This window comes from Devosia sp. (assembly GCF_017307565.1).
GTDB lineage: Bacteria > Pseudomonadota > Alphaproteobacteria > Rhizobiales > Devosiaceae > Devosia.
The window spans coordinates 1-18,360 of record NZ_JAFKHD010000343.1; the positions used below are offsets into that span (position 1 = coordinate 1).

Annotated in this window: 20 protein-coding genes; 18 read left to right on the forward strand and 2 right to left on the reverse strand. The window is 61.4% G+C overall.

The genetic code is table 11. The features are described from left to right. Nucleotides 1-631 (reverse strand): LacI family DNA-binding transcriptional regulator (locus J0I64_RS13330; RefSeq protein ID WP_291408999.1); only part of this gene is annotated, 631 nt, incomplete at its 3' end. A gap of 210 nt (nucleotides 632-841) precedes the next feature. On the opposite strand from J0I64_RS13330, the gene J0I64_RS13335 reads away from it, so the two are divergent. From J0I64_RS13335 to phnN, 9 genes are all read left to right on the forward strand, one after another. Beyond that, on the forward strand, nucleotides 842-2,164 hold the full coding sequence (locus J0I64_RS13335) for an alpha-L-fucosidase (RefSeq protein WP_291409001.1): 1,323 nt from the start codon (nucleotides 842-844) through the stop codon (nucleotides 2,162-2,164). A 32-nt stretch (nucleotides 2,165-2,196) separates the two neighbouring features. After that, a complete protein-coding gene (locus tag J0I64_RS13340; protein WP_291409002.1) occupies nucleotides 2,197-2,982 on the forward strand; it encodes a DUF4037 domain-containing protein in 786 nt (261 codons plus the stop codon). A gap of 83 nt (nucleotides 2,983-3,065) precedes the next feature. Further along, the gene (locus J0I64_RS13345; RefSeq protein WP_291409004.1) at nucleotides 3,066-4,280 is read left to right on the forward strand and encodes a sugar ABC transporter substrate-binding protein; all 1,215 of its coding nucleotides are present in this window, start codon (nucleotides 3,066-3,068) and stop codon (nucleotides 4,278-4,280) included. 83 nt (nucleotides 4,281-4,363) lie between these two features. Next, complete coding sequence (locus tag J0I64_RS13350; RefSeq protein WP_291409036.1) at nucleotides 4,364-5,281, forward strand: carbohydrate ABC transporter permease; 918 nt, start codon at nucleotides 4,364-4,366, stop codon at nucleotides 5,279-5,281. Then, entirely contained in the window at nucleotides 5,271-6,119 is an 849-nt protein-coding gene (locus J0I64_RS13355; protein WP_291409006.1) for a carbohydrate ABC transporter permease, read from the forward strand. Before J0I64_RS13350 ends, J0I64_RS13355 begins: the two co-directional genes overlap by 11 nt. Before the next feature lie 11 nt (nucleotides 6,120-6,130). Next, nucleotides 6,131-7,198 carry a sn-glycerol-3-phosphate ABC transporter ATP-binding protein UgpC gene (gene ugpC, locus J0I64_RS13360; RefSeq protein WP_291409008.1) on the forward strand — a complete coding sequence of 356 codons (1,068 nt, stop codon included), beginning with the start codon at nucleotides 6,131-6,133 and terminating at the stop codon, nucleotides 7,196-7,198. 151 nt (nucleotides 7,199-7,349) lie between these two features. Continuing rightward, the gene (locus tag J0I64_RS13365; RefSeq protein ID WP_291409010.1) at nucleotides 7,350-7,904 is read left to right on the forward strand and encodes a flavin reductase family protein; all 555 of its coding nucleotides are present in this window, start codon (nucleotides 7,350-7,352) and stop codon (nucleotides 7,902-7,904) included. A gap of 174 nt (nucleotides 7,905-8,078) precedes the next feature. Next, the gene (locus J0I64_RS13370) at nucleotides 8,079-9,221 is read left to right on the forward strand and encodes an alpha-D-ribose 1-methylphosphonate 5-triphosphate diphosphatase (RefSeq protein WP_291409012.1); all 1,143 of its coding nucleotides are present in this window, start codon (nucleotides 8,079-8,081) and stop codon (nucleotides 9,219-9,221) included. Continuing rightward, nucleotides 9,218-9,775, forward strand: coding sequence for a phosphonate metabolism protein/1,5-bisphosphokinase (PRPP-forming) PhnN (gene phnN, locus J0I64_RS13375; RefSeq protein WP_291409014.1), 558 nt, complete (start codon nucleotides 9,218-9,220; stop codon nucleotides 9,773-9,775). Before J0I64_RS13370 ends, phnN begins: the two co-directional genes overlap by 4 nt. A gap of 97 nt (nucleotides 9,776-9,872) precedes the next feature. On the opposite strand, the gene phnF is transcribed toward phnN, so the two are convergent. Next, nucleotides 9,873-10,598, reverse strand: a complete 726-nt coding sequence (gene phnF, locus J0I64_RS13380) for a phosphonate metabolism transcriptional regulator PhnF (RefSeq protein ID WP_291409016.1) — start codon at nucleotides 10,596-10,598, stop codon at nucleotides 9,873-9,875. A gap of 76 nt (nucleotides 10,599-10,674) precedes the next feature. On the opposite strand from phnF, the gene phnG reads away from it, so the two are divergent. The 9 genes from phnG (at nucleotide 10,675) to phnD (ending at nucleotide 18,264) form a co-directional block, all read left to right on the forward strand. Then, nucleotides 10,675-11,130, forward strand: a complete 456-nt coding sequence (phnG, locus tag J0I64_RS13385) for a phosphonate C-P lyase system protein PhnG (protein WP_291409018.1) — start codon at nucleotides 10,675-10,677, stop codon at nucleotides 11,128-11,130. Next, nucleotides 11,130-11,726: a phosphonate C-P lyase system protein PhnH gene (gene phnH, locus J0I64_RS13390; protein WP_291409020.1), complete on the forward strand. Its 597-nt coding sequence runs from the start codon at nucleotides 11,130-11,132 to the stop codon at nucleotides 11,724-11,726. Before phnG ends, phnH begins: the two co-directional genes overlap by 1 nt. A 1-nt stretch (nucleotide 11,727) precedes the next feature. Then, nucleotides 11,728-12,810, forward strand: coding sequence for a carbon-phosphorus lyase complex subunit PhnI (locus tag J0I64_RS13395; protein ID WP_291409022.1), 1,083 nt, complete (start codon nucleotides 11,728-11,730; stop codon nucleotides 12,808-12,810). 133 nt (nucleotides 12,811-12,943) lie between these two features. Next, nucleotides 12,944-13,819, forward strand: a complete 876-nt coding sequence (locus J0I64_RS13400; RefSeq protein ID WP_291409024.1) for an alpha-D-ribose 1-methylphosphonate 5-phosphate C-P-lyase PhnJ — start codon at nucleotides 12,944-12,946, stop codon at nucleotides 13,817-13,819. A 195-nt stretch (nucleotides 13,820-14,014) separates the two neighbouring features. Further along, a complete protein-coding gene (phnK, locus tag J0I64_RS13405) occupies nucleotides 14,015-14,791 on the forward strand; it encodes a phosphonate C-P lyase system protein PhnK (RefSeq protein ID WP_291409026.1) in 777 nt (258 codons plus the stop codon). Next, nucleotides 14,791-15,495: a phosphonate C-P lyase system protein PhnL gene (gene phnL, locus J0I64_RS13410; RefSeq protein WP_291409028.1), complete on the forward strand. Its 705-nt coding sequence runs from the start codon at nucleotides 14,791-14,793 to the stop codon at nucleotides 15,493-15,495. The genes phnK and phnL overlap by 1 nt, the downstream gene beginning before the upstream one ends. Further along, entirely contained in the window at nucleotides 15,492-16,103 is a 612-nt protein-coding gene (locus J0I64_RS13415) for a DapH/DapD/GlmU-related protein (protein WP_291409030.1), read from the forward strand. Before phnL ends, J0I64_RS13415 begins: the two co-directional genes overlap by 4 nt. A gap of 371 nt (nucleotides 16,104-16,474) precedes the next feature. Continuing rightward, the gene (gene phnC, locus J0I64_RS13420; protein WP_291409032.1) at nucleotides 16,475-17,302 is read left to right on the forward strand and encodes a phosphonate ABC transporter ATP-binding protein; all 828 of its coding nucleotides are present in this window, start codon (nucleotides 16,475-16,477) and stop codon (nucleotides 17,300-17,302) included. A gap of 53 nt (nucleotides 17,303-17,355) precedes the next feature. Then, nucleotides 17,356-18,264 carry a phosphonate ABC transporter substrate-binding protein gene (gene phnD, locus J0I64_RS13425; protein WP_291409034.1) on the forward strand — a complete coding sequence of 303 codons (909 nt, stop codon included), beginning with the start codon at nucleotides 17,356-17,358 and terminating at the stop codon, nucleotides 18,262-18,264. Nucleotides 18,265-18,360 lie beyond the last annotated feature (96 nt).

The following is an 18,360-nucleotide window of genomic DNA, read 5'->3' on the forward strand; positions in this document are numbered from 1 at the left end:
GGTTCACCTCCACTCCGGCACTGGCCATGGTTTCCACAAAACCGCGATAGCGTTCGGACGCGGTGTGCATGTGCTGCGGACCGGCGATGAAGGCGATGCGGCGATGGCCGAGTTGCAGCAGGTGCTCGGTCAGCATGGCGCCGGCGAGGAAATTATCGGAGCCGACGAAGTCGCGCTCGATGCCCGCAACCTTCTGGTCGAAGCAGACCATAGGGACTTTGATCGAACTGACGAAATCGACGTAGTCGGGGCCGAAGCTTGAGGGGGCGAGGGCGAGGCCGGCGATCTTGAGGCCGATCAGGTGCTCGATGAGGTCGCGCTCGCGATCCGTCTTGCCCGATGAGTCGGTGATGAGGACGAAGTGCTCGTGCTCGAGCGCGTAGTTTTCGAGTTCGCGGCGGATGTCGCCGAAGAAGGGGTTGCCGACATTGCCGACGACGAAGCCGATCATGCGGCTGCGGCCGCGGGCCAGGCTCTGGGCGAGGGGGTCCGCAACATAGCCGACCGCAGCGGCGGCGCTGCGGATCCTTTCAAGAGTACGGGGGCTGACGCGTCCCGGGCTGCTGAAGGCCAAAGAGACTGTCGAAACAGACACTTCGGCGAGTTTGGCTACATCTCTGATCGTTGCCATCGGCCTCTTTTCGAACCGTTTCTATGCCTCTTGCACTGAGCTGAGGCACGCTCCTCATTAACATTTTCTCCGCGATACCTAGCATTTGCTGCGTTTCATGCAACGAGAATATTACTTCTGCAGGGTGTTAACGGCAGGGGTTGACATCATGACAGCTTGAATCAAGGATGGTGATCGAACCGGTTCGATAAAGTCGGTAAGGAGGATGAATTGGATAGCGCTCATACAATCAGCGGCAGTGCAGGCGTGGTGGACGGCAAGGCCTGGTTCCCCCAAGACCGGTTTGGCATGTTCATTCACTTCGGGCTCTACGCGCTCGCGGCACGCCATGAATGGGTGCAGCACCGCGAGGAGATTTCGCCCGAGAACTACCGGAAATATTTCGAGAATTTCGATCCCGACCTCTACGATCCCAAGGAATGGGCGCGCCGGGCGCGCGAGGCGGGGATGAAGTATGTGGTGCTGACCGCCAAGCACCATGAAGGCTTCTGTCTGTGGGATAGCAAGTTCACCGACTACAAGGCGACCAATACTCCCTATGGCAAGGACCTGTTGAAGGCCTATGTCGAAGCGTTCCGGGCCGAGGGGCTCAAGGTTGGCTTCTATTATTCGCTGATCGACTGGCACCACCCGCAGTTCCCGATCGACGGTATCCATCCGCTGCGCAACCACGCGGATGCGCTCGAGATGAACAAGACGCGCGATGTCAGGCAGTATGCCGAATATATGCGCAACCAGGTGACGGAGCTGCTGACCGGGTTTGGCGAGATTTCAGTTATCTGGTTCGACTTCTCCTATCCCAATCGCGAATATCGCGGCATGCCGGGCAAGGGGCGCAATGACTGGCAGAGCGAAGAGCTGATTACTCTCGTGCGGAAGCTCCAGCCCAACATCATTGTCGGCGACCGCCTTGATCTGCCTTCCGACGGCAATTTCCCCAAGGATCTGGCGACGCCAGAACAATACACGCCGCGCGTGGCGCCGACCATCAACGGCCAGCCGGTGCGTTGGGAAGTGTGCCACACTCTGTCCGGCTCGTGGGGCTATCACCGCGACGAGGGTACCTGGAAGGATGCCGCCCAGCTGATTAACATTCTCGTTGATACCGTGGCGCTCGGTGGCAACCTTCTCATGAATGTCGGGCCGACAGCGCGGGGAACGTTCGATGCGCGCGCCAACAAGGCGCTGGCGACCTATGGCGAGTGGATGGACGTCAATTCGCGGTCGATCTACGGGGCAGGGCCGTCCGAGTTCAAGGCGCCGAACGGCACCAAGTTCACCCAGAAGGGTAATCGGCTCTACCTGCATCTGCAGAGCTGGCCGTTCCGCCACGTCCATATCGAAGGGCTGGGGCGCAAGGTGAAGTATGCGCAGTTCCTGCACGATGCGAGCGAGATCCACTGGCTCGATCCCGATGCCGAGGTCGACTCCAATATCGGCGTCGCCGTCGGCGATGGCATTCTTACCCTGGAATTGCCTGTACTGAAGCCCGACGTGGTTTCGCCTGTGGTCGAAATCTTCCTCAAGGATTGAGGAGAGAGCCGGAAACCGCCGTGGGCGCCGTCATGACACAGGAAGCCGAGCTCATTGCCGCGATGACGCCTGTCATCGCCGACCTCGCCGAGAATGGCAGGGGCGCCGTCGCCCTTGCCGGCTCGCGCGCCAAAGGTCGGGCCGACGCGCAGTCGGACTATGACTTCCGGGTCTATGCCGATGCCTATCGCGGACCTGATATCGAAAGTACGCCGCAATGGCGCCGGTTTGAAGAAACCATGCGCCATTGGGAGGCCAAGGGCTTTCGGATGGATGGGGTCTGGATGCGCTCCTATGCCGGAGTGCGTCGAGACCTTGCCGCCTGGATCGATGGAGCGCCGGTCGACAAGAGTTTTGAGTGGACCATCTGGGGCTACCACTTGCCGACAGATCTCGCCAACCAGCAGATCGTTTCCGACCCCGATGGCATTCTGGCGGGGTGGAAGGCGCAGCTCACGGCCTATCCCGAGGCGCTGCGGCAATCGGTGCTGCGGCAATATCGCGAAATCCTCGCCTACTGGGCGCAGGACTACCACTATGCGAGCAAGGTGGAGCGGCGGGACCTGGTGTTTCTCGTTGGCCTCAGCGGCAAGCTCGCCAATGCAATCCTTCAGGTCGTCTTCGCCTTTAACCGCGTCTACTACCCCGGGGACGGCTGGAACCTGCCCATGGCGGCAGATCTCGAACACCTGCCGCCGGACTTCATTTCGCGCATGACACAGATGCTGGAGCCGGGCGGCGGTGCCGATGCCTGGCGGCGGCAGCGCGCCGAATTCATCGCCATGGTCGAGGACCTGGAGGTGTTGCTAGCGGCCTGACAGGCCGACTGACCAACCGGAGCCCACGAATTCCGGAACGAACTCGATTGCAGATCAACCGTAGTTACTGAGGAGAGACTACCGTGAAACTTTCTACCGTTCTGGCTGCCGCGTTTCTCGCGAGCAGCGCCCTCGTCGCCACCGCCCACGCCCAGGACAAGGTGAACCTGACCTGGCAGATGTGGGGCGATGAAAAGGATACCGCGCTCTGGACGAGCCTCGCGGACCTGGTGACCGCCGAATATCCCAATATTACCGTCACGCCGCAGATTTCGGGCTGGACCGACTATTGGACCCGCCTGCCGGTGCTGGCCTCTTCGGGGCAGATCGCCGACCTCGTCGCCATGCAGTCCATGCGCATGCCGAGCTTCTATTCCATTCTCGAACCGCTCGATGATCACTTTGCCTCGGACAAGTTCGACACGTCCGTGTTCGAAAGCTCGATCATTGCCGGCCTAGGCCATGACGGCAAGCAGTACGCCTTGCCATACGACGTGGGCCCGTGGATGGTCTTCTACAACCGCGACAAGTTTGCGGCCGCAGGCCTTGCCGAACCGGCGCTTGACTGGACCTTTGCCGACTTCAAGGCGGCGGCCGACAAGCTCACCGAAGGCGAGAACTATGGCTATGCCAACCAGGCTTTCGACTTCATCGCTGGCCCGGTTGCGCTGGGTGCAGAATATTTCAATGACGACAACCAGTTCGACCTGACCAACGCGGGTTATCTGGGCGCAGTGAGCCAGTTCGTCGACCTGACCACGGTGGACAAGGCCTCGCCGGTCTTTGCCTCGGGTGCCGGTGCAGTTACCGCCAGCGGCCGTTTCGCCTCGGGCAATGCGGCCATGTATATCGATGGCCCCTGGTCGCTGATTTCGACCCAGGGCGCGGTCGACTTCAAGATGGGCGTTGCGCCGCTTCCGCGCGGTGAAGGACCATCGCGCTTCATTACGGCCGGCTCGGGCTGGGGTATTTCGGCAACCAGTCAGCACAAGGAAGAAGCCTATAAGGCGCTGCAGATCCTGACGGGCCCCAAGGCCGCCGAGATCCTTGCGTCGGCTGGCCGTGCGCTGCCTGGCCGTCTTGCCGCGCAGACCTACTGGTATGACGTGGCCGCCAAGGACGTGAGCGGCACCCGCGAAGTCCTGGCCTATATGTTCGAACACTCGACCCCGTTCCGCCTCAACCAGTATTGGAACGAGTTCGAAAACCTGCTGACCCAGTACATGCCGCTGGCGCTCAACGGTGACTCCACCACCGAAGCCGTTCTGGCCGATATCCAGAACCAGCTTCCCTTCTAAGCGCCGAAGCCCGGCTGGTCCCCTGACTGGCCGGGTCCACTTACACGCTGGACGGGAGGAGCCCCATGGCGGCGATTGAAGACATGACCGAGGTGACCAGCAGACCGCGTTCGCGGTGGGGGAACCGGCTGGAACGCAGGGAGGCGAGAACAGCTCTGTTCTTCCTGCTGCCCGGCCTGATCGGCATGGTCCTGTTTCTGGTGGTGCCGATCATCGCCTCCGTGGTGCTGAGCTTCACCAACTGGAAATTGCTCGGTACGCCTGAATTCGTGGGCTTTTCCAACTATGTAAGGCTCTTTACCGCCGACCCGCAATTCTGGCCGGTGCTGCGCAATACGCTGTTCTTCACCGCCGAATATCTGGTGCTGAACATCGTCATCTCATTGGGGCTGGCAGTTTGGATATCCAGCCTCAAGATGGGACAGCGATGGTTCCGGGTGGTCTTTTTCCTCCCGACCTTCACCCCGGGCATCGCTGTCGCCATCGTCTGGATGCTGATCTTCGCGCCGGACGGGTTCTTCGATTTTCTCATGCGCTCGATCTCGGTGCAGATTCCGAGCATGCTGACCGACCAGACGCTGGCCATGCAGGCGGTGGTCATCGTCTCCCTCTGGGCCGGCGTTGGCTACAATACGGTGCTGTTCAATGCGGCGCTCGACATGGTGCCGCAGAGTTATCTCGAGGCGGCGCGGATCGACGGGGCCAATGCCTGGCAGCGGTTCTGGAAGATAAGGCTGCCGCTGATTTCGCCGACGCTGTTCTTCGGCACGGTGATGACGGCAATCACCTCGCTGCAGGTCTTTGACCAGATCTACGTGATGACCCGCGGCGGGCCGGGCAATGCCACGGCGACGCTGGGCTATGCCATCTATCAACGCGGCTTCCAGAATTTCCAGATGGGCTACGCCTCGACCATCGCCTGGGTGATGTTCGCCATGATCATGGCCCTCACCGCCGTCCAGTTCTGGCTCCAGCGCAAGTGGGTGCACTATGACAGCTAAGTCCCGTTCCCGGTTTTCTCTGGCGCTCGATATTCTCAACCATGGCGGGCTGCTGATCGTCGCGCTGCTGTTCCTGTTCCCGTTCTTCTGGATGGTGAGCAATGCGGTGCGCGGCAATGCCGAAGTGCTGGCGATCCCGGTGCGCATCCTGCCCAATGTTTTCGAGTGGGACAATTTCGGCAAGGCCTGGACGCAGCTGCCCTTTGGGCGGTTCTTCTTCAACAGCCTCTTCATTTCGAGCAGCGTTACGGTGATCACCGTCATTGTCTCGTGCCTTTCCGGCTACGCCTTTGCACGCCTGAAATTTCCGGGGCGCGAGACGCTGCTAATGGCCTATCTCGGCACGCTGATGGTGCCGGCGATCATGCTGATCATTCCGCTGTTCCTGATCGTGAACAGTCTGGGGATGGTCAACACCTTCCAGGGCGTCATCCTGCCCGTGGCCTTCGGCACCTTCGGTGCCTTCCTGATGCGGCAGTTCTTTCTCTCCATTCCTATGGAGCTTGAAGAGGCCGCGCGGATCGACGGGGCTTCAAGGCTGCGCATTCTCGTCAGCATCATCGTGCCGCTTTCGATGCCTGCCATTGGGCTCCTGTCGCTCTTCACCTTCATCGGGCAGTGGAACAATTTCCTCTGGCCGCTGATCGTGATGACCGGATCGGAGAATGCGACGCTGCCGGTGGGGTTGACCTATTTCCAGACGCAGTCGGGAACGCAGTGGAACTTCATCATGGCGGGCGCGGCGCTCTCCATGCTGCCCGGCGTGTTCCTCGCCATTCTGCTGCAGAAACTCATCTACAATTCCATCGCCCTCAATGCGGGCATGGGCGGACGCTAAGGGGAAGAGACATGGCCAGTGTTACCATTCGCAATGCGGTAAAAGCCTATGGCTCGATGCAGGTTTTGCATGGGGTTTCCGTCGCGGCGCGGGACGGGGAGTTCGTCGTGCTGGTCGGCCCTTCGGGCTGCGGCAAGTCTACGCTGCTGCGCATGATTGCGGGGCTCGAGAGCATTACCGATGGCGAGATCGACATCGGCGGGCGCGTGGTCAATGAGCTCGAGCCGAAGGAGCGCGACATCGCCATGGTGTTCCAGAGCTATGCGCTTTATCCGCATATGACGGTGCGCGACAATATGGCGTTCTCGCTGAAGCTCTCGAGAAAAAGCAAGCAGGAGATCGAGAGCGAGGTGCGACGGGCGGCCGAGATCCTGGCGCTGGGGCCGCTGCTCGATCGCTATCCGCGGCAGCTTTCGGGTGGACAGCGGCAGCGCGTCGCCATGGGGCGCGCCATCGTCCGGCATCCGGCGGTGTTCCTGTTCGATGAGCCGTTGTCGAACCTCGATGCCAAGCTGCGCGTGCAGATGCGCGGTGAGATCAAGGCGCTGCATAGCCGGCTCAAGGCCACGATGATCTACGTGACCCATGACCAGATGGAGGCCATGACCATGGCCGACCGGATCGTAGTCATGCGGGCAGGAAAAATCGAGCAGATCGGATCGCCGCTCGAAATCTACGACAATCCGGCCAATGCCTTTGTCGGGGGCTTTATCGGTTCGCCGTCGATGAATTTCGTTGACGGGACAGTGGCGGAGGAAAACGGGCGGATCGTGCTGCGCGATGTTGGTGGCATCGAGTGGTCGCTTGGTGAGCGGGGCAGGGCCTATATCGGGCGGACGGTGCAGGTCGGGATCAGGCCGGAACATATCCGTGTCGGTGACGAGGGTGTTGCGGCAACGGTGCTGAATATCGAGCCTACGGGATCGGAGACGCATCTGCAGGTCGAGGTTGGCGGGCAGCCGATGATCGTCGTGGTGCATGACCGCCTGGCTGTCGAGGCCGGCGCCTCGGTGCGGATTGCTGCCGATCCCAATCGCGTAACGCTGTTTGACCAGCAGAGCGGCGTGCGGCTTTCTTGATCATTAGTCTATAGAAGTAGTAGATATATATTTCCCCTGGCCGCGTCGCCGGGGGAAACTGTGCTCCCCGGCGATCTCCCAAGCTCTCCCCTGCAGGGCTAGTCTCACTCCCAGGCAATACCTGCTTTGGCGCGGGATAGGAGAACAGACGGTGTCGATTGTCGATTTTGCAACCTATGCGCCGGTGCGACTGCCAGCGGAAACCGTTGACGCATCCGTTTTCAAGCAGGCCATGCGCAATCTTGCCGGCGCGGTCAGCGTGATTACTATCGGTGTCGGTGAAGATCGCACGGGGTTTACGGCAACCTCGGTATCGTCTTTTTCGGCGGAGCCGCCGACGATTCTCGTCAGCCTGAACCGCAACTCATCGTCCTGGGACGCGCTGCGCCAGGCGGGGTCGTTTGCGGTCAACGTCTTGACCGATGGACAGTCGGCCATTGCCGACCGGTTTGCCGGTCGCGGCGGCATCAGGGGCAATGACCGCTATGTAGGCTGGGACTGGAACCGGCTCGACAGCGGCAATCTGGGGCTCAGGAGCGCGGTGGCGGTGATCGATTGTGAGCTCGAAGAGACGATCGAGCGCCACTCCCATGCAATCGTGCTTGGGCGCGTGCGCTCGGTGGAACTGACAGACCAGCAACCGCTGCTTTATTGGCGCGGGCAGTATCAGCAATTGCTGCCGACGCTCGATCCGTTCCAGAGCTGAGTTCGGCTGGGGCGTTTCACCGCCAAGCTGTTGATCGGGCGAAAGAGGCGCAATCGCGGGCCTCCCGAAGCAGTACGTGTTGAGTTAGGGTGAGTGGCTTGGGGCGTGTCGTCGCCCTGTCACATTAGCGGGCTATCGCACCGACCTTTCCCATCTGAACGCGCTGAAACCACCATGCAAGCCCTCGACTCGACCGTCCTTACCAATGCCCGCATCGTGCTGGCCGACCAAGTGCTTGAAGGCGCGGTGGAAATCTCCGGTGGTGTCATCACTGACATCGGAACGACCAGCAAGCGCGGGACCGATCTGAACGGCGACTACCTCATTCCGGGGCTGGTGGAACTGCATACCGATCACCTCGAAACGCACTATGCGCCGCGGCCGAAGGTCCGGTGGCACCCTGTCGCTGCGGTGCAGGCGCATGATGCGCAGATCGCGGCTTCCGGGATCACGACCGTGTTCGACGCCATTCGCGTCGGGATCGACGAACATGCCGATATGGGCATGGATGAGCTGCGGATTTTGGCCGATGCGATCACGGCTGGCGTCGATGCCGGGCGGCTGCGTGCTGACCACCTGATCCACCTGCGCTGCGAGGTTTCGGCGCCGGATTGCCTCGAGAGCTTTGAGAAGATCATGGACCATCCGCTGGTGCGGCTGGCGTCGCTGATGGACCACGCGCCGGGACAGCGGCAGTTTGCGAGCCCGGATGCCTACAAGGTCTACTACCAGGGTAAGCTAAAGATGAGCGATGCGGCGCTGGCCGAGTTCATCGCCAGAAGATCTTATGAATCAGATACTTACTCGGACAAGCACCGCAAGGCTTTGGCGGCGCTGAGTGCCGAGCGCAATATTGCGCTGGCGAGCCATGACGATGCGACTTCGGCGCATGTGGACGAAGCCGTGGAGCTTGGAATTCGCATTGCCGAATTCCCGACGACGCTGGAAGCGGCCAAGGCTTCGCGCGATGCGGGCATGGCGATCCTGATGGGCGGGCCCAATGTGGTGCGAGGCGGTTCGCATTCGGGCAATGTTTCGGCGCGCGATCTGGCGGCGGCAGGGCTGCTCGATATTCTGTCGTCCGACTACATTCCCTTCTCGATGCTGCAATCGGCATTCTGCCTTGTCGAAGAGGTGCCGGGGATAAGTTTGCCGGAGGCGATCAGCTTTGTGACGAAGCGCCCGGCTGACGCGGCGGGTCTCGACGATCGCGGCGAGATCGCCGTGGGCAAGCGGGCCGACCTCGTACACCTGCGGATCGAAGAGGGTATTCCGATCGTCCAGACCGTGTGGCGCGAAGGGCGCCGGGTGATATGACCGGTACTTTCGTCGCCGTAGTCGGCTCCAGCGGGGCCGGCAAGGACAGCGTCATGGCCTATGCGCGCGAGCGCCTGGGCGATGACGTGGTGATCGTGCGCCGCGTGGTCACGCGCGAGGCCGATGGTGGCAGCGAAGACCACGACACCATGACGGTGGATCAGTTTGCGGCGGCAGAGACGGAAGGGCGCTTTGCCCTGAGCTGGCCGGCACATGGTCTGCGCTATGGGCTGCCGGTGGAGCTGGAAGATGATCTGCATGAGGGGCGGGTGGTGATTGCCAACCTGTCCCGCGCGGTCATTCCGCAACTGGTGTCGCGTTATCCGACGGCGGTTGTCGTGGAAGTGACAGCGGACCCTCAGGTGATCGCGACGCGGCTTGCCGGACGTGGCCGGGAAGATGCCGAGGAAATCCGTCGGCGGATGGATCGCAGCGTTGGCGTTCGGCTGCCGGCGAGCACGGTGCGGATTGACAATTCGGGCCAGCTTGATGTGGCGGGTGAGCAGTTTGTGTCGCTGCTGCGAGACCTTTTGCGTTTGCCGGCAGGGGCTTAGTCGGCCCCGAGTCATTCCCGCGAAAGCGGGAATCTCTTTGTGCCTTGAACGGGGATTCCCGCTTTCGCGGGAATGACACCGTGGGTGGTGGGACTTTTTAGACCACCAGTTCCATTCGCTCCGCAGGGAAGCGGGTGAGGGCGTAGGAGAGCGGTTCGCCCTCTGGATCGACGTCGACGGCTTCAGAAACCAGCACTATTGCGCCGGGGGCCAGGTTGAGGGAGCGGGTTTCTTCGACGTCGGCGTGGCGGGCGGAAATGCGGGTCGAGGCGCGGGAATAGTCTGCGATTTCATAGCTTTGGAAGACCATGGTGGTCGACTGCATCTCCTTGATCCGCGCGGCGAAATCGGGGAAGCGGCGATAGGGTAGCCAGGTGGTCGAGCGCGAGATCGGCACGCCATCGGCGACCGACATACTTTCGGTGCGGACCACCTTGGTGCCGGGTTTGAGGCCGAGAGCTTCCGCGACCCGGGCGGTGGCGTTTTCGATCTTGTCCGAGATGCTGACGGATACGAGAGAGCCAGCCTGGCCCTTGAGTCCTTCGCGGAAACGCGTGCGCTTGCCGATGGGGTAGGTGAGGCGGCGGATACTTTTTACGAAAGTGCCGCGCCCCTGTTCGGCGGCGACGACGCCTTCTTCGGCGAGCACCGCGAGGGCGCGCCGCACCGTGTGGCGATTGGCAGAAAAACGTTCTGCCAGAAGGGCTTCCGTCGGCAGACGATCGCCATTGGCGAGCTTGCCACCGACGATGTCGAGGCGGATGGCATCGGCGATCTGGCGCCAGAGCGCGACGCCACCTGAAGCTGACTGCGATTTTGTCATTGCACTTTCACACGGGAAGCGTAGAGCGGAACTAGTGATAGTAGTTGTCTAGTTTATTAGACAAATCGAGGCAAGCATGACGACAGAGATTTCTGCCGAGCAACGCGCAAGAAAGCGGGCGCTGGATGTTCTGGCATCGGCACCGTCCAAGGCGCTGGCCGAGCGCTGGGACGCCTTTGGCGACAGGCCGGACCATCAGCGGCTGCGTGGACCGGAGACCGGATTGGTCATGGTGCGCGGGCGAGCCGGTGGCGGCGGGGCGCCGTTTAACCTCGGCGAGGCGACGGTGAGCCGGGCCAGTGTGCGGATTGTAACCGGGGAAGTGGGGCACGGGTATTGCCTGGGCCGCGACCTCGACAAGGCCGAGGCCATTGCGGTGATCGATGCGCTGCGCCAGCGCGATGCCACTCGGATCGATGCAGAAATTGTTGCGCCGCTGGAAGCACTTGGCGCTGAGCGCGATGCGGTTCGGGCGGACGAGGCGGCGGCGACGCGGGTCGATTTCTTCACCATGGTGAGAGGGGATAACTGATGCTTTCCCATGATTTTGGCGCTGGTTTTGCCGACCCGGTTGTTGATGCACAGGCGGCTTTCCGGGCCATTCTGGATGCGCTGGCGAACCCCGGGACGCAGCAGAAACTGGGTGGTTCGAGTGACGGTTCGGCGGCACTCGGGCGTGAATTGGCTAGCACACTGCTAACGTTGAGCGACCACGACACGACGATCTGGTTGTCGCCTGCGCTCGATACGGCGGAGGTGAAGGGTTTTGTCGGTTTTCATACCGGCGCCACCGTGGTGACCGATCCGGCCAAGGCCAATTTTGCTTTTGTGGCCCTCGGCGATGCGATGCCGGAATTGGCGCGCTGCAATCTCGGGACGCAGGAATATCCGGACCGGTCGACGACGATCATTGCCGAAGTGCCGGCGTTGAATGGCGGCGCCGAGCTGGTGCTGCGTGGGCCGGGCATTCGCGAGACGCAGGCGATCAGTCCGGTCGGGTTGCCGGCGGATTTTGTCGCGCAGTGGGGCGAGAACCGGGAACTGTTTCCGCGGGGCGTGGACCTGCTGCTGGTGGCTGGTGGCCAGGTGATGGGCCTGCCGCGTTCGAGCCGGATTGTGGAGGCGTAGGATGTACGTAGCTGTAAAGGGTGGCGAGGCCGCCATTGCCAATGCGCATCGCTTGCTGGCGGATCGGCGTCGCGGTGACCGCTCGGTGCCGGCGCTGCGGCTTGATCAGATTGTCGAGCAGTTGGGTCTCGCAGTGGATCGCGCCATGGGCGAGGGTTCGCTTTATGACCGGGAGCTGGCGGCGCTGGCGCTGTTGCAGGCGCGGGGCGATCTGATCGAGGCGATCTTTCTGGTGCGCGCCTATCGCACGACGCTGCCGCGATTTGGCTATTCGGAGCCGATCGATACCGGGGCGATGAAGATCGAGCGGCGTATCTCGGCGACGTTCAAGGACCTTCCCGGCGGGCAAATGCTCGGGCCGACCTTTGACTATACCCATCGTCTCTTGGACCCGAGCATTGTCGGCGAAGATGCCGAAGTGCCGGCGGTGCGCGAGGCTGAGGATGAACAGGCGCCGCGGGTGACTGATCTTCTCGGGCGCCAGGGGCTGATCGAGCCCGATGGCGAGGTTGGGGAAGACCATGAGGTCGGCGACCTGACACGTGAGCCGCTGGATTTTCCGCTGGATCGCGATCTGCGGTTGCAGGCGCTGGCGCGGGGCGACGAGGGCTTTCTGCTTGCCCTCGGCTATTCGACGCAGCGTGGTTATGGGCGGACGCATCCGTTTGTCGGTGAAATCCGCATTGGCGAGGTCGAGGTCGAGTTTGATATTCCCGAGCTTGGTTTTGCGGTGAGCCTCGGGCGCGTTCGGGTGACCGAGTGCCAGATGGTCAACCAGTTCAAGGGCTCGGCAAAGATCCCGCCGCAGTTTACGCGCGGCTATGGGCTTGTCTTCGGCCAGGCGGAGCGCAAGGCCATGGCCATGTCACTGGTCGACCGGGCGCTGCGGGCCAAGGAATTTGGCGAGGACATTACGGCGCCGGCGCAGGACGAAGAGTTCGTCATTTCGCACTCAGACAATGTGCAGGCGACCGGTTTCGTCGAGCACCTCAAACTTCCCCACTACGTCGATTTCCAGGCGGAGCTGGACCTGATCCGGCGCATGCGGGCGGAGTTTGAAGGCAAGCAGGAGGCGGCGGAATGATGCCTCCCCACACTCACCGTGTCATTCCCGCGAACGCGGGAACCCCTGTTTCCTTCCCTGCCATCGCCAACGGAAGTTCCCGCTTTCGCGGGAATGACACCGTGGGTGGGGTAGCTCTGTGCGAGGTCCAATCATGAACGCCGTCGCAAACTATAACTTTGCCTATCTCGACGAGCAGACCAAGCGGATGATCCGCCGGGCCATTCTGAAGGCCGTGGCGATCCCCGGTTATCAGGTGCCGTTCTCGTCGCGCGAAATGCCGATGCCCTATGGTTGGGGTACGGGCGGCGTGCAGGTGACGGCTTCCATTATCGGGCCGGACGATGTGCTGAAAGTCATCGACCAGGGGGCGGATGACACGACCAATGCCGTGTCGATCCGGGCCTTCTTTGCCAAGGTGGCGCAGGTGCAGACGACGACGCACACGGCCGAGGCGACGATCATCCAGACGCGCCACCGTATTCCAGAGCGCAAGCTCGAGGCGGGGCAGATCCTCGTCTATCAGGTGCCGATCCCGGAGCCGCTGCGCTTCCTCGAGCCGCGCGAAACCGAAACGCGAAAAATGCATGCGCTCGAAGAATATGGGCTGATGCATGTGAAGCTCTATGAGGACATTGCGCGTCACGGCCGTATTGCCACGACCTATGCCTATCCGGTGAAGGTCGAGGGTCGCTATGTGATGGACCCGAGCCCGACGCCAAAATTTGACAATCCGAAGATGCATCGCTCGGAAGCGCTGCAGCTTTTCGGGGCAGGGCGTGAGCACCGGATTTATGCGGTGCCGCCGCATACCGATGTGGTGAGCCTGGATTTTGAAGATCACCCCTTCACCATTCAGCACTTTGAGCAGCCCTGTGCGCTGTGTGGTGCTGAGCAGGTCTATCTCGACGAGGTCATTTTGGATGACCGGGGCGGCCATATGTATGTGTGCTCGGACACCGACCACTGCGAAGAGCGGCGGGAAGCGGGACATGTCGGGGTTTTGGGGATGCAGGAGGCTGCGGAATGAACAGCCTCCTTCAACTGGAGCTCGCTCCCTCCACAGTCGTCACCACCGGGCTTGTCCCGGTGGTCCAAGGGAGTCCCAGCATCGCGTGGATTGCCGGGACAAGCCCGGCAATGACGACGGGGATGGGGATCTGTGAGTTGGAAACAGGGGTTCCCGCTTTCGGGGGAATGACACCGTGGATGCGGGAGATTTTTGATGTCTGACGAACCGCTGCTGCGGGTAAAAAACCTGACCAAGTATTACGGCTCGCGGCTTGGCTGTGCCGATGTCAATTTCGAGCTTTATCCAGGCGAAGTGCTGGCGATTGTCGGCGAAAGTGGCTCGGGGAAGACGACGCTGCTTAATACGCTTTCGGCCAATCTCGAACCCAGTTCGGGCGAGGCGCTCTATCGGATGCGGGATGAAAGCTGGCGCAATATCTATGAGCTTTCTGAGGCCGAGCGGCGCTTTCTGACGCGGACGGACTGGGGCTTTGTGCACCAGAACCCGGCCGATGGGCTGCGCATGACCGTCTCTGCCGGCGCCAATGTCGGCGAGCGGCTGATGGCGGTGGGTGATCGGCACTATGGCAAAATCCGCGATACGGCGCTCGATTGGCTTGGGCGCGTGGAAATTGCGGCGGACCGGATCGATGACCAGCCGCGCAGCTTTTCGGGTGGCATGCGGCAGCGTTTGCAGATTGCCCGCAATCTCGTGACCGGCCCGCGGCTGGTGTTCATGGACGAGCCGACAGGTGGTCTCGACGTATCGGTGCAGGCGCGCCTGCTCGATCTGTTGCGGCAGTTGGTGGGTGAGTTGGGGCTTTCGGCGATTGTCGTGACCCATGACCTCGCTGTCGCGCGTCTCCTTTCGCATCGGATGATGGTGATGAAGGGTGGGCACGTCATTGAAGCCGGGCTGACCGACCGGGTGCTCGACGATCCGCGTGAGCCCTATACGCAGCTTCTCGTCAGCTCGATCCTGCAGGTGTGATGATGACCGCTCTTTCCGTAAGAAATCTCGCCAAGACTTTTACCATGCACCTGCGTGGGGGCATCAGCCTGCCGGTGGTGGAGAATGTCACCTTTGACATCAATGCCGGCGAATGCGTTGTGCTGGGTGGGCCTTCGGGCGCCGGCAAATCGTCCATTCTGAAAATGGTCTATGGGAACTATGGCGTCGATAGCGGCGAGGTTCTCATTGCTCATGACGGCAAAATGGTCGATCTCGCCAGTGCCGATCCGCGGACAGTTCTTACCCTGCGCCGCGATGCCATTGGCTATGTCAGCCAGTTTTTGCGCACGGTGCCGCGCGTTTCGGCGCTGGACGTGGTGGCCGAGCCGCTGGTGGTTCGTGGGACCGATAAGGACGAGGCCCAGCAGAAGGCTGGCGAAATGCTGAGCCGGCTCAATCTGCCGGAGCGGCTGTGGAGCCTGCCGCCGGCGACGTTTTCGGGTGGTGAGCAGCAGCGCGTGAATATTGCGCGGGGCTTTATTACGCATCATCCGGTGCTCCTACTGGACGAACCGACGGCGTCGCTCGATGCGGCCAATCGGGCGGTGGTGGTGGGCATGATCGCGCAGAAGAAGCGCGAGGGCGTCGCCATGCTCGGGATTTTCCATGACGAAGAGGTACGGGCGGAAGTGGCCGACCGGATCGTCGACGTGACCGGCTTTGCGCCGAAGGTGGCAGCATGAAGAAGCTGAGTGAAAAGCCGTCGGTGCACGAGACGGCGAAGGTGAACCAGTCCGTGTTGGGGAAATATACCGAGGTCGGCGCCTTCTGCCATGTCGCCCATTCGACCATGGAGGACTATTCCTACTGCGTGAGTGGGACGCAGATTGCTTATTCGACGATCGGGAAGTTTTCCAATATCGCGGCCAATGTGCGGATTTATGCCTCGATGCATCCTATGGAGCGGGCGTCGCTCCATCACTTCACCTATCGCTCGGCGCAGTATTTTGAGGGCGAGGAGGATGATGCTTCGTTCTTCGAATGGCGCGAGAGCACGCCGATCAGTATTGGGCATGATACCTGGATCGGGCATGGTGCGGTGATCATGCCGGGGGTGAAGATCGGCAATGGGGCGATCATCGGCTCCAATGCGGTGGTGACCAAGGATGTGGCGGATTTCGCCATTGCCGTGGGTGTGCCGGCGAAGACGATCAAGCAGCGGTTTGCCGATCCGATTGCGAGCAGACTGGATGCGTTGAAGTGGTGGGATTGGAGCCACGAGCAATTGCATGTGGCGCTGCCGGATTTCCGGAAGCTCGGGATTGAGGCGTTTTTGGAGAAGTATGAGTAGGGGGAGTCAGCCTGTCTTCCTTCTCCCCTTGAGGGAGAAGGTGCCCGAAGGGCGGATGAGGGGTGTTCCTGCGGTGCCTATCACTTGCTCCTCTGCGGAGGCTGGCTACCCCTCACCCTGGAATTTCTTCTGAACGAAGAAATTCCTGTCCCTCTACCTCAAGGGGCGAGGGGGTCAGTGGGTCGGGGCGGCCTTTATGACGGGCCGTTAAGACGTTGCCGTTGTCACAAAAATGATCAGGTGACCCGGTCGCGATTGCGACAACCTGCCTTTGAGGTCCCGTGAATAGTCATGGAACCGTCATTGATCGTACATGGTGGCGTTATGTGCGCCCCTTAGGTGTCCCTCATCTCAAAGGCGGGGCGCCAAGCATGCTCAAGATTTCGCACGTTACACGACGCTTCGGTGACAAGGTCGCCGTCAATGATGTGACGCTCGAAATTCCACAGGGCCAGATGGTCGGCATTATCGGTCGCTCCGGCGCCGGCAAGTCGACGCTGCTGCGCATGATCAACCGTCTCAACGATGTGTCTTCGGGCTATATCGAATATGATGGCGTGAAGACGTCGGAACTGCGTGGCGCGGCCCTGCGCTCCTGGCAGCGCGATTGCGCCATGATCTTCCAGCAGTTCAACCTCGTGCCGCGCCTCGATGTCATCACCAATGTGATGCTCGGCCGTCTCAATGGCCGCAATCCGGTTCTGAACCTCCTGCAGGTTTTTACCCCGGACGAGCAGCTTGAAGCGCTCAAGGCCCTGGAGCGTCTCGATATCGCGCAGACTGCGATGCAGTGGGCCCAGACGCTTTCCGGTGGTCAGCAGCAGCGTGTGGCGATTGCCCGGGCGCTGATGAAGAACCCGAAAATGATCATGGCGGACGAACCGATCGCGAGCCTTGATCCGCGCAATGCGCAAATCGTCATGGACTCGCTCCGTGACATCAATGCCGAAGGCATCACCGTCATCACCAATCTCCACACGCTCGATACGGCGCGCGCTTATTGCGAACGCATCGTCGGCATGAGCGGTGGCCAGGTGGTTTTTGACGGCACGCCCGACGAGCTGACCACTGACGTCGCTCGCACCATCTACGGCGCTGACGGTCTGAAGGAGGCTTTTTCGGAAGCCATGACTTCGACCTCGATTGCGCCGGTCAAATTCCTGCCGCGCACGCCGACCAACGCCCAGCAGGCTCCCTGAGTCCAACGGTTCCACGCCGTAGACCCATCCCGCGTCACCAAAGGAGACTTCCCGTGTCCGCGATCCGTAAACTGCTCCTGGCCTCCGTGGCCCTCTCGATGTCGACCGCTGCATTTGCCCAGGACGTCAGCGTCCTCCGTATCGGCCTCGATGGCGGCGAAAACGAAGCCGATCAGCTGCGTCGTTCGGAATGCGTCGCCGAGCCGCTGAAGGCCGCGACCGGCGTTTCGGAAGTCCAGTTCTTCCCGTCGCCCGACTATAACGGCATCATCCAGGGCCTGCTCGGCGGCACCATCGACATCGCCATCATGGGCGCCTCGTCCTACGCCAAGATTTACATCGCCGACCCCGAGGCCGTTGATCCGGTGCTGACCACGCAGCAGGCCGACGGTTCGACCGGTTACCACACGATCATGGTCGCTCGCTCCGACTCCGGTATCACCGATCTCGCTTCGACCAAGGGCAAGAAGCTCGGCTTTGCCGATCCCGACTCCACCTCTGGCTACCTGATCCCGAACGTTGCCCTGCCGGCCGATCTCGGCATGCCGATCGCTGAATTCTACAGCGAAACCGGCTTTGGCGGCGGCCACGAAAACCTCGTGCTCGGCGTTCTCGACGGCACCTGGGATGTTGGCACCACCTTCGGTTCGGGCCAGGGCGAATTCTCGGAAGGCTACACTTCCGGCAACCTGCGCATCATGGTCGACAAGGGTCTGCTCGACATGGACGACCTGGTCGAAGTCTGGCAGTCGCCGATCATTCCAAACGGCCCGCTGATGGTTTCGAACAAGATCCCGGTTGACATGAAGGCCAAGGTCACTGCGTTCTTCAAGGCCCTGCCGGAGACCGACTTCGACTGCTTCGACGCCTTCACGGCTGGTGGCTACACCAACTTCGTCGACGCTAACCAGCAGATGTACCAGACCATCATCGACGCTCGTAAGTCGGTGATCGGCGGTTAATCTTCTTACTGGCTGCGGTGACGCCAGCCGGCACCGCAGCTTTCCCAAACGCGATGTCATCCCGGCGAAGGCCGGGAGCCATCCTGAGATATCAAG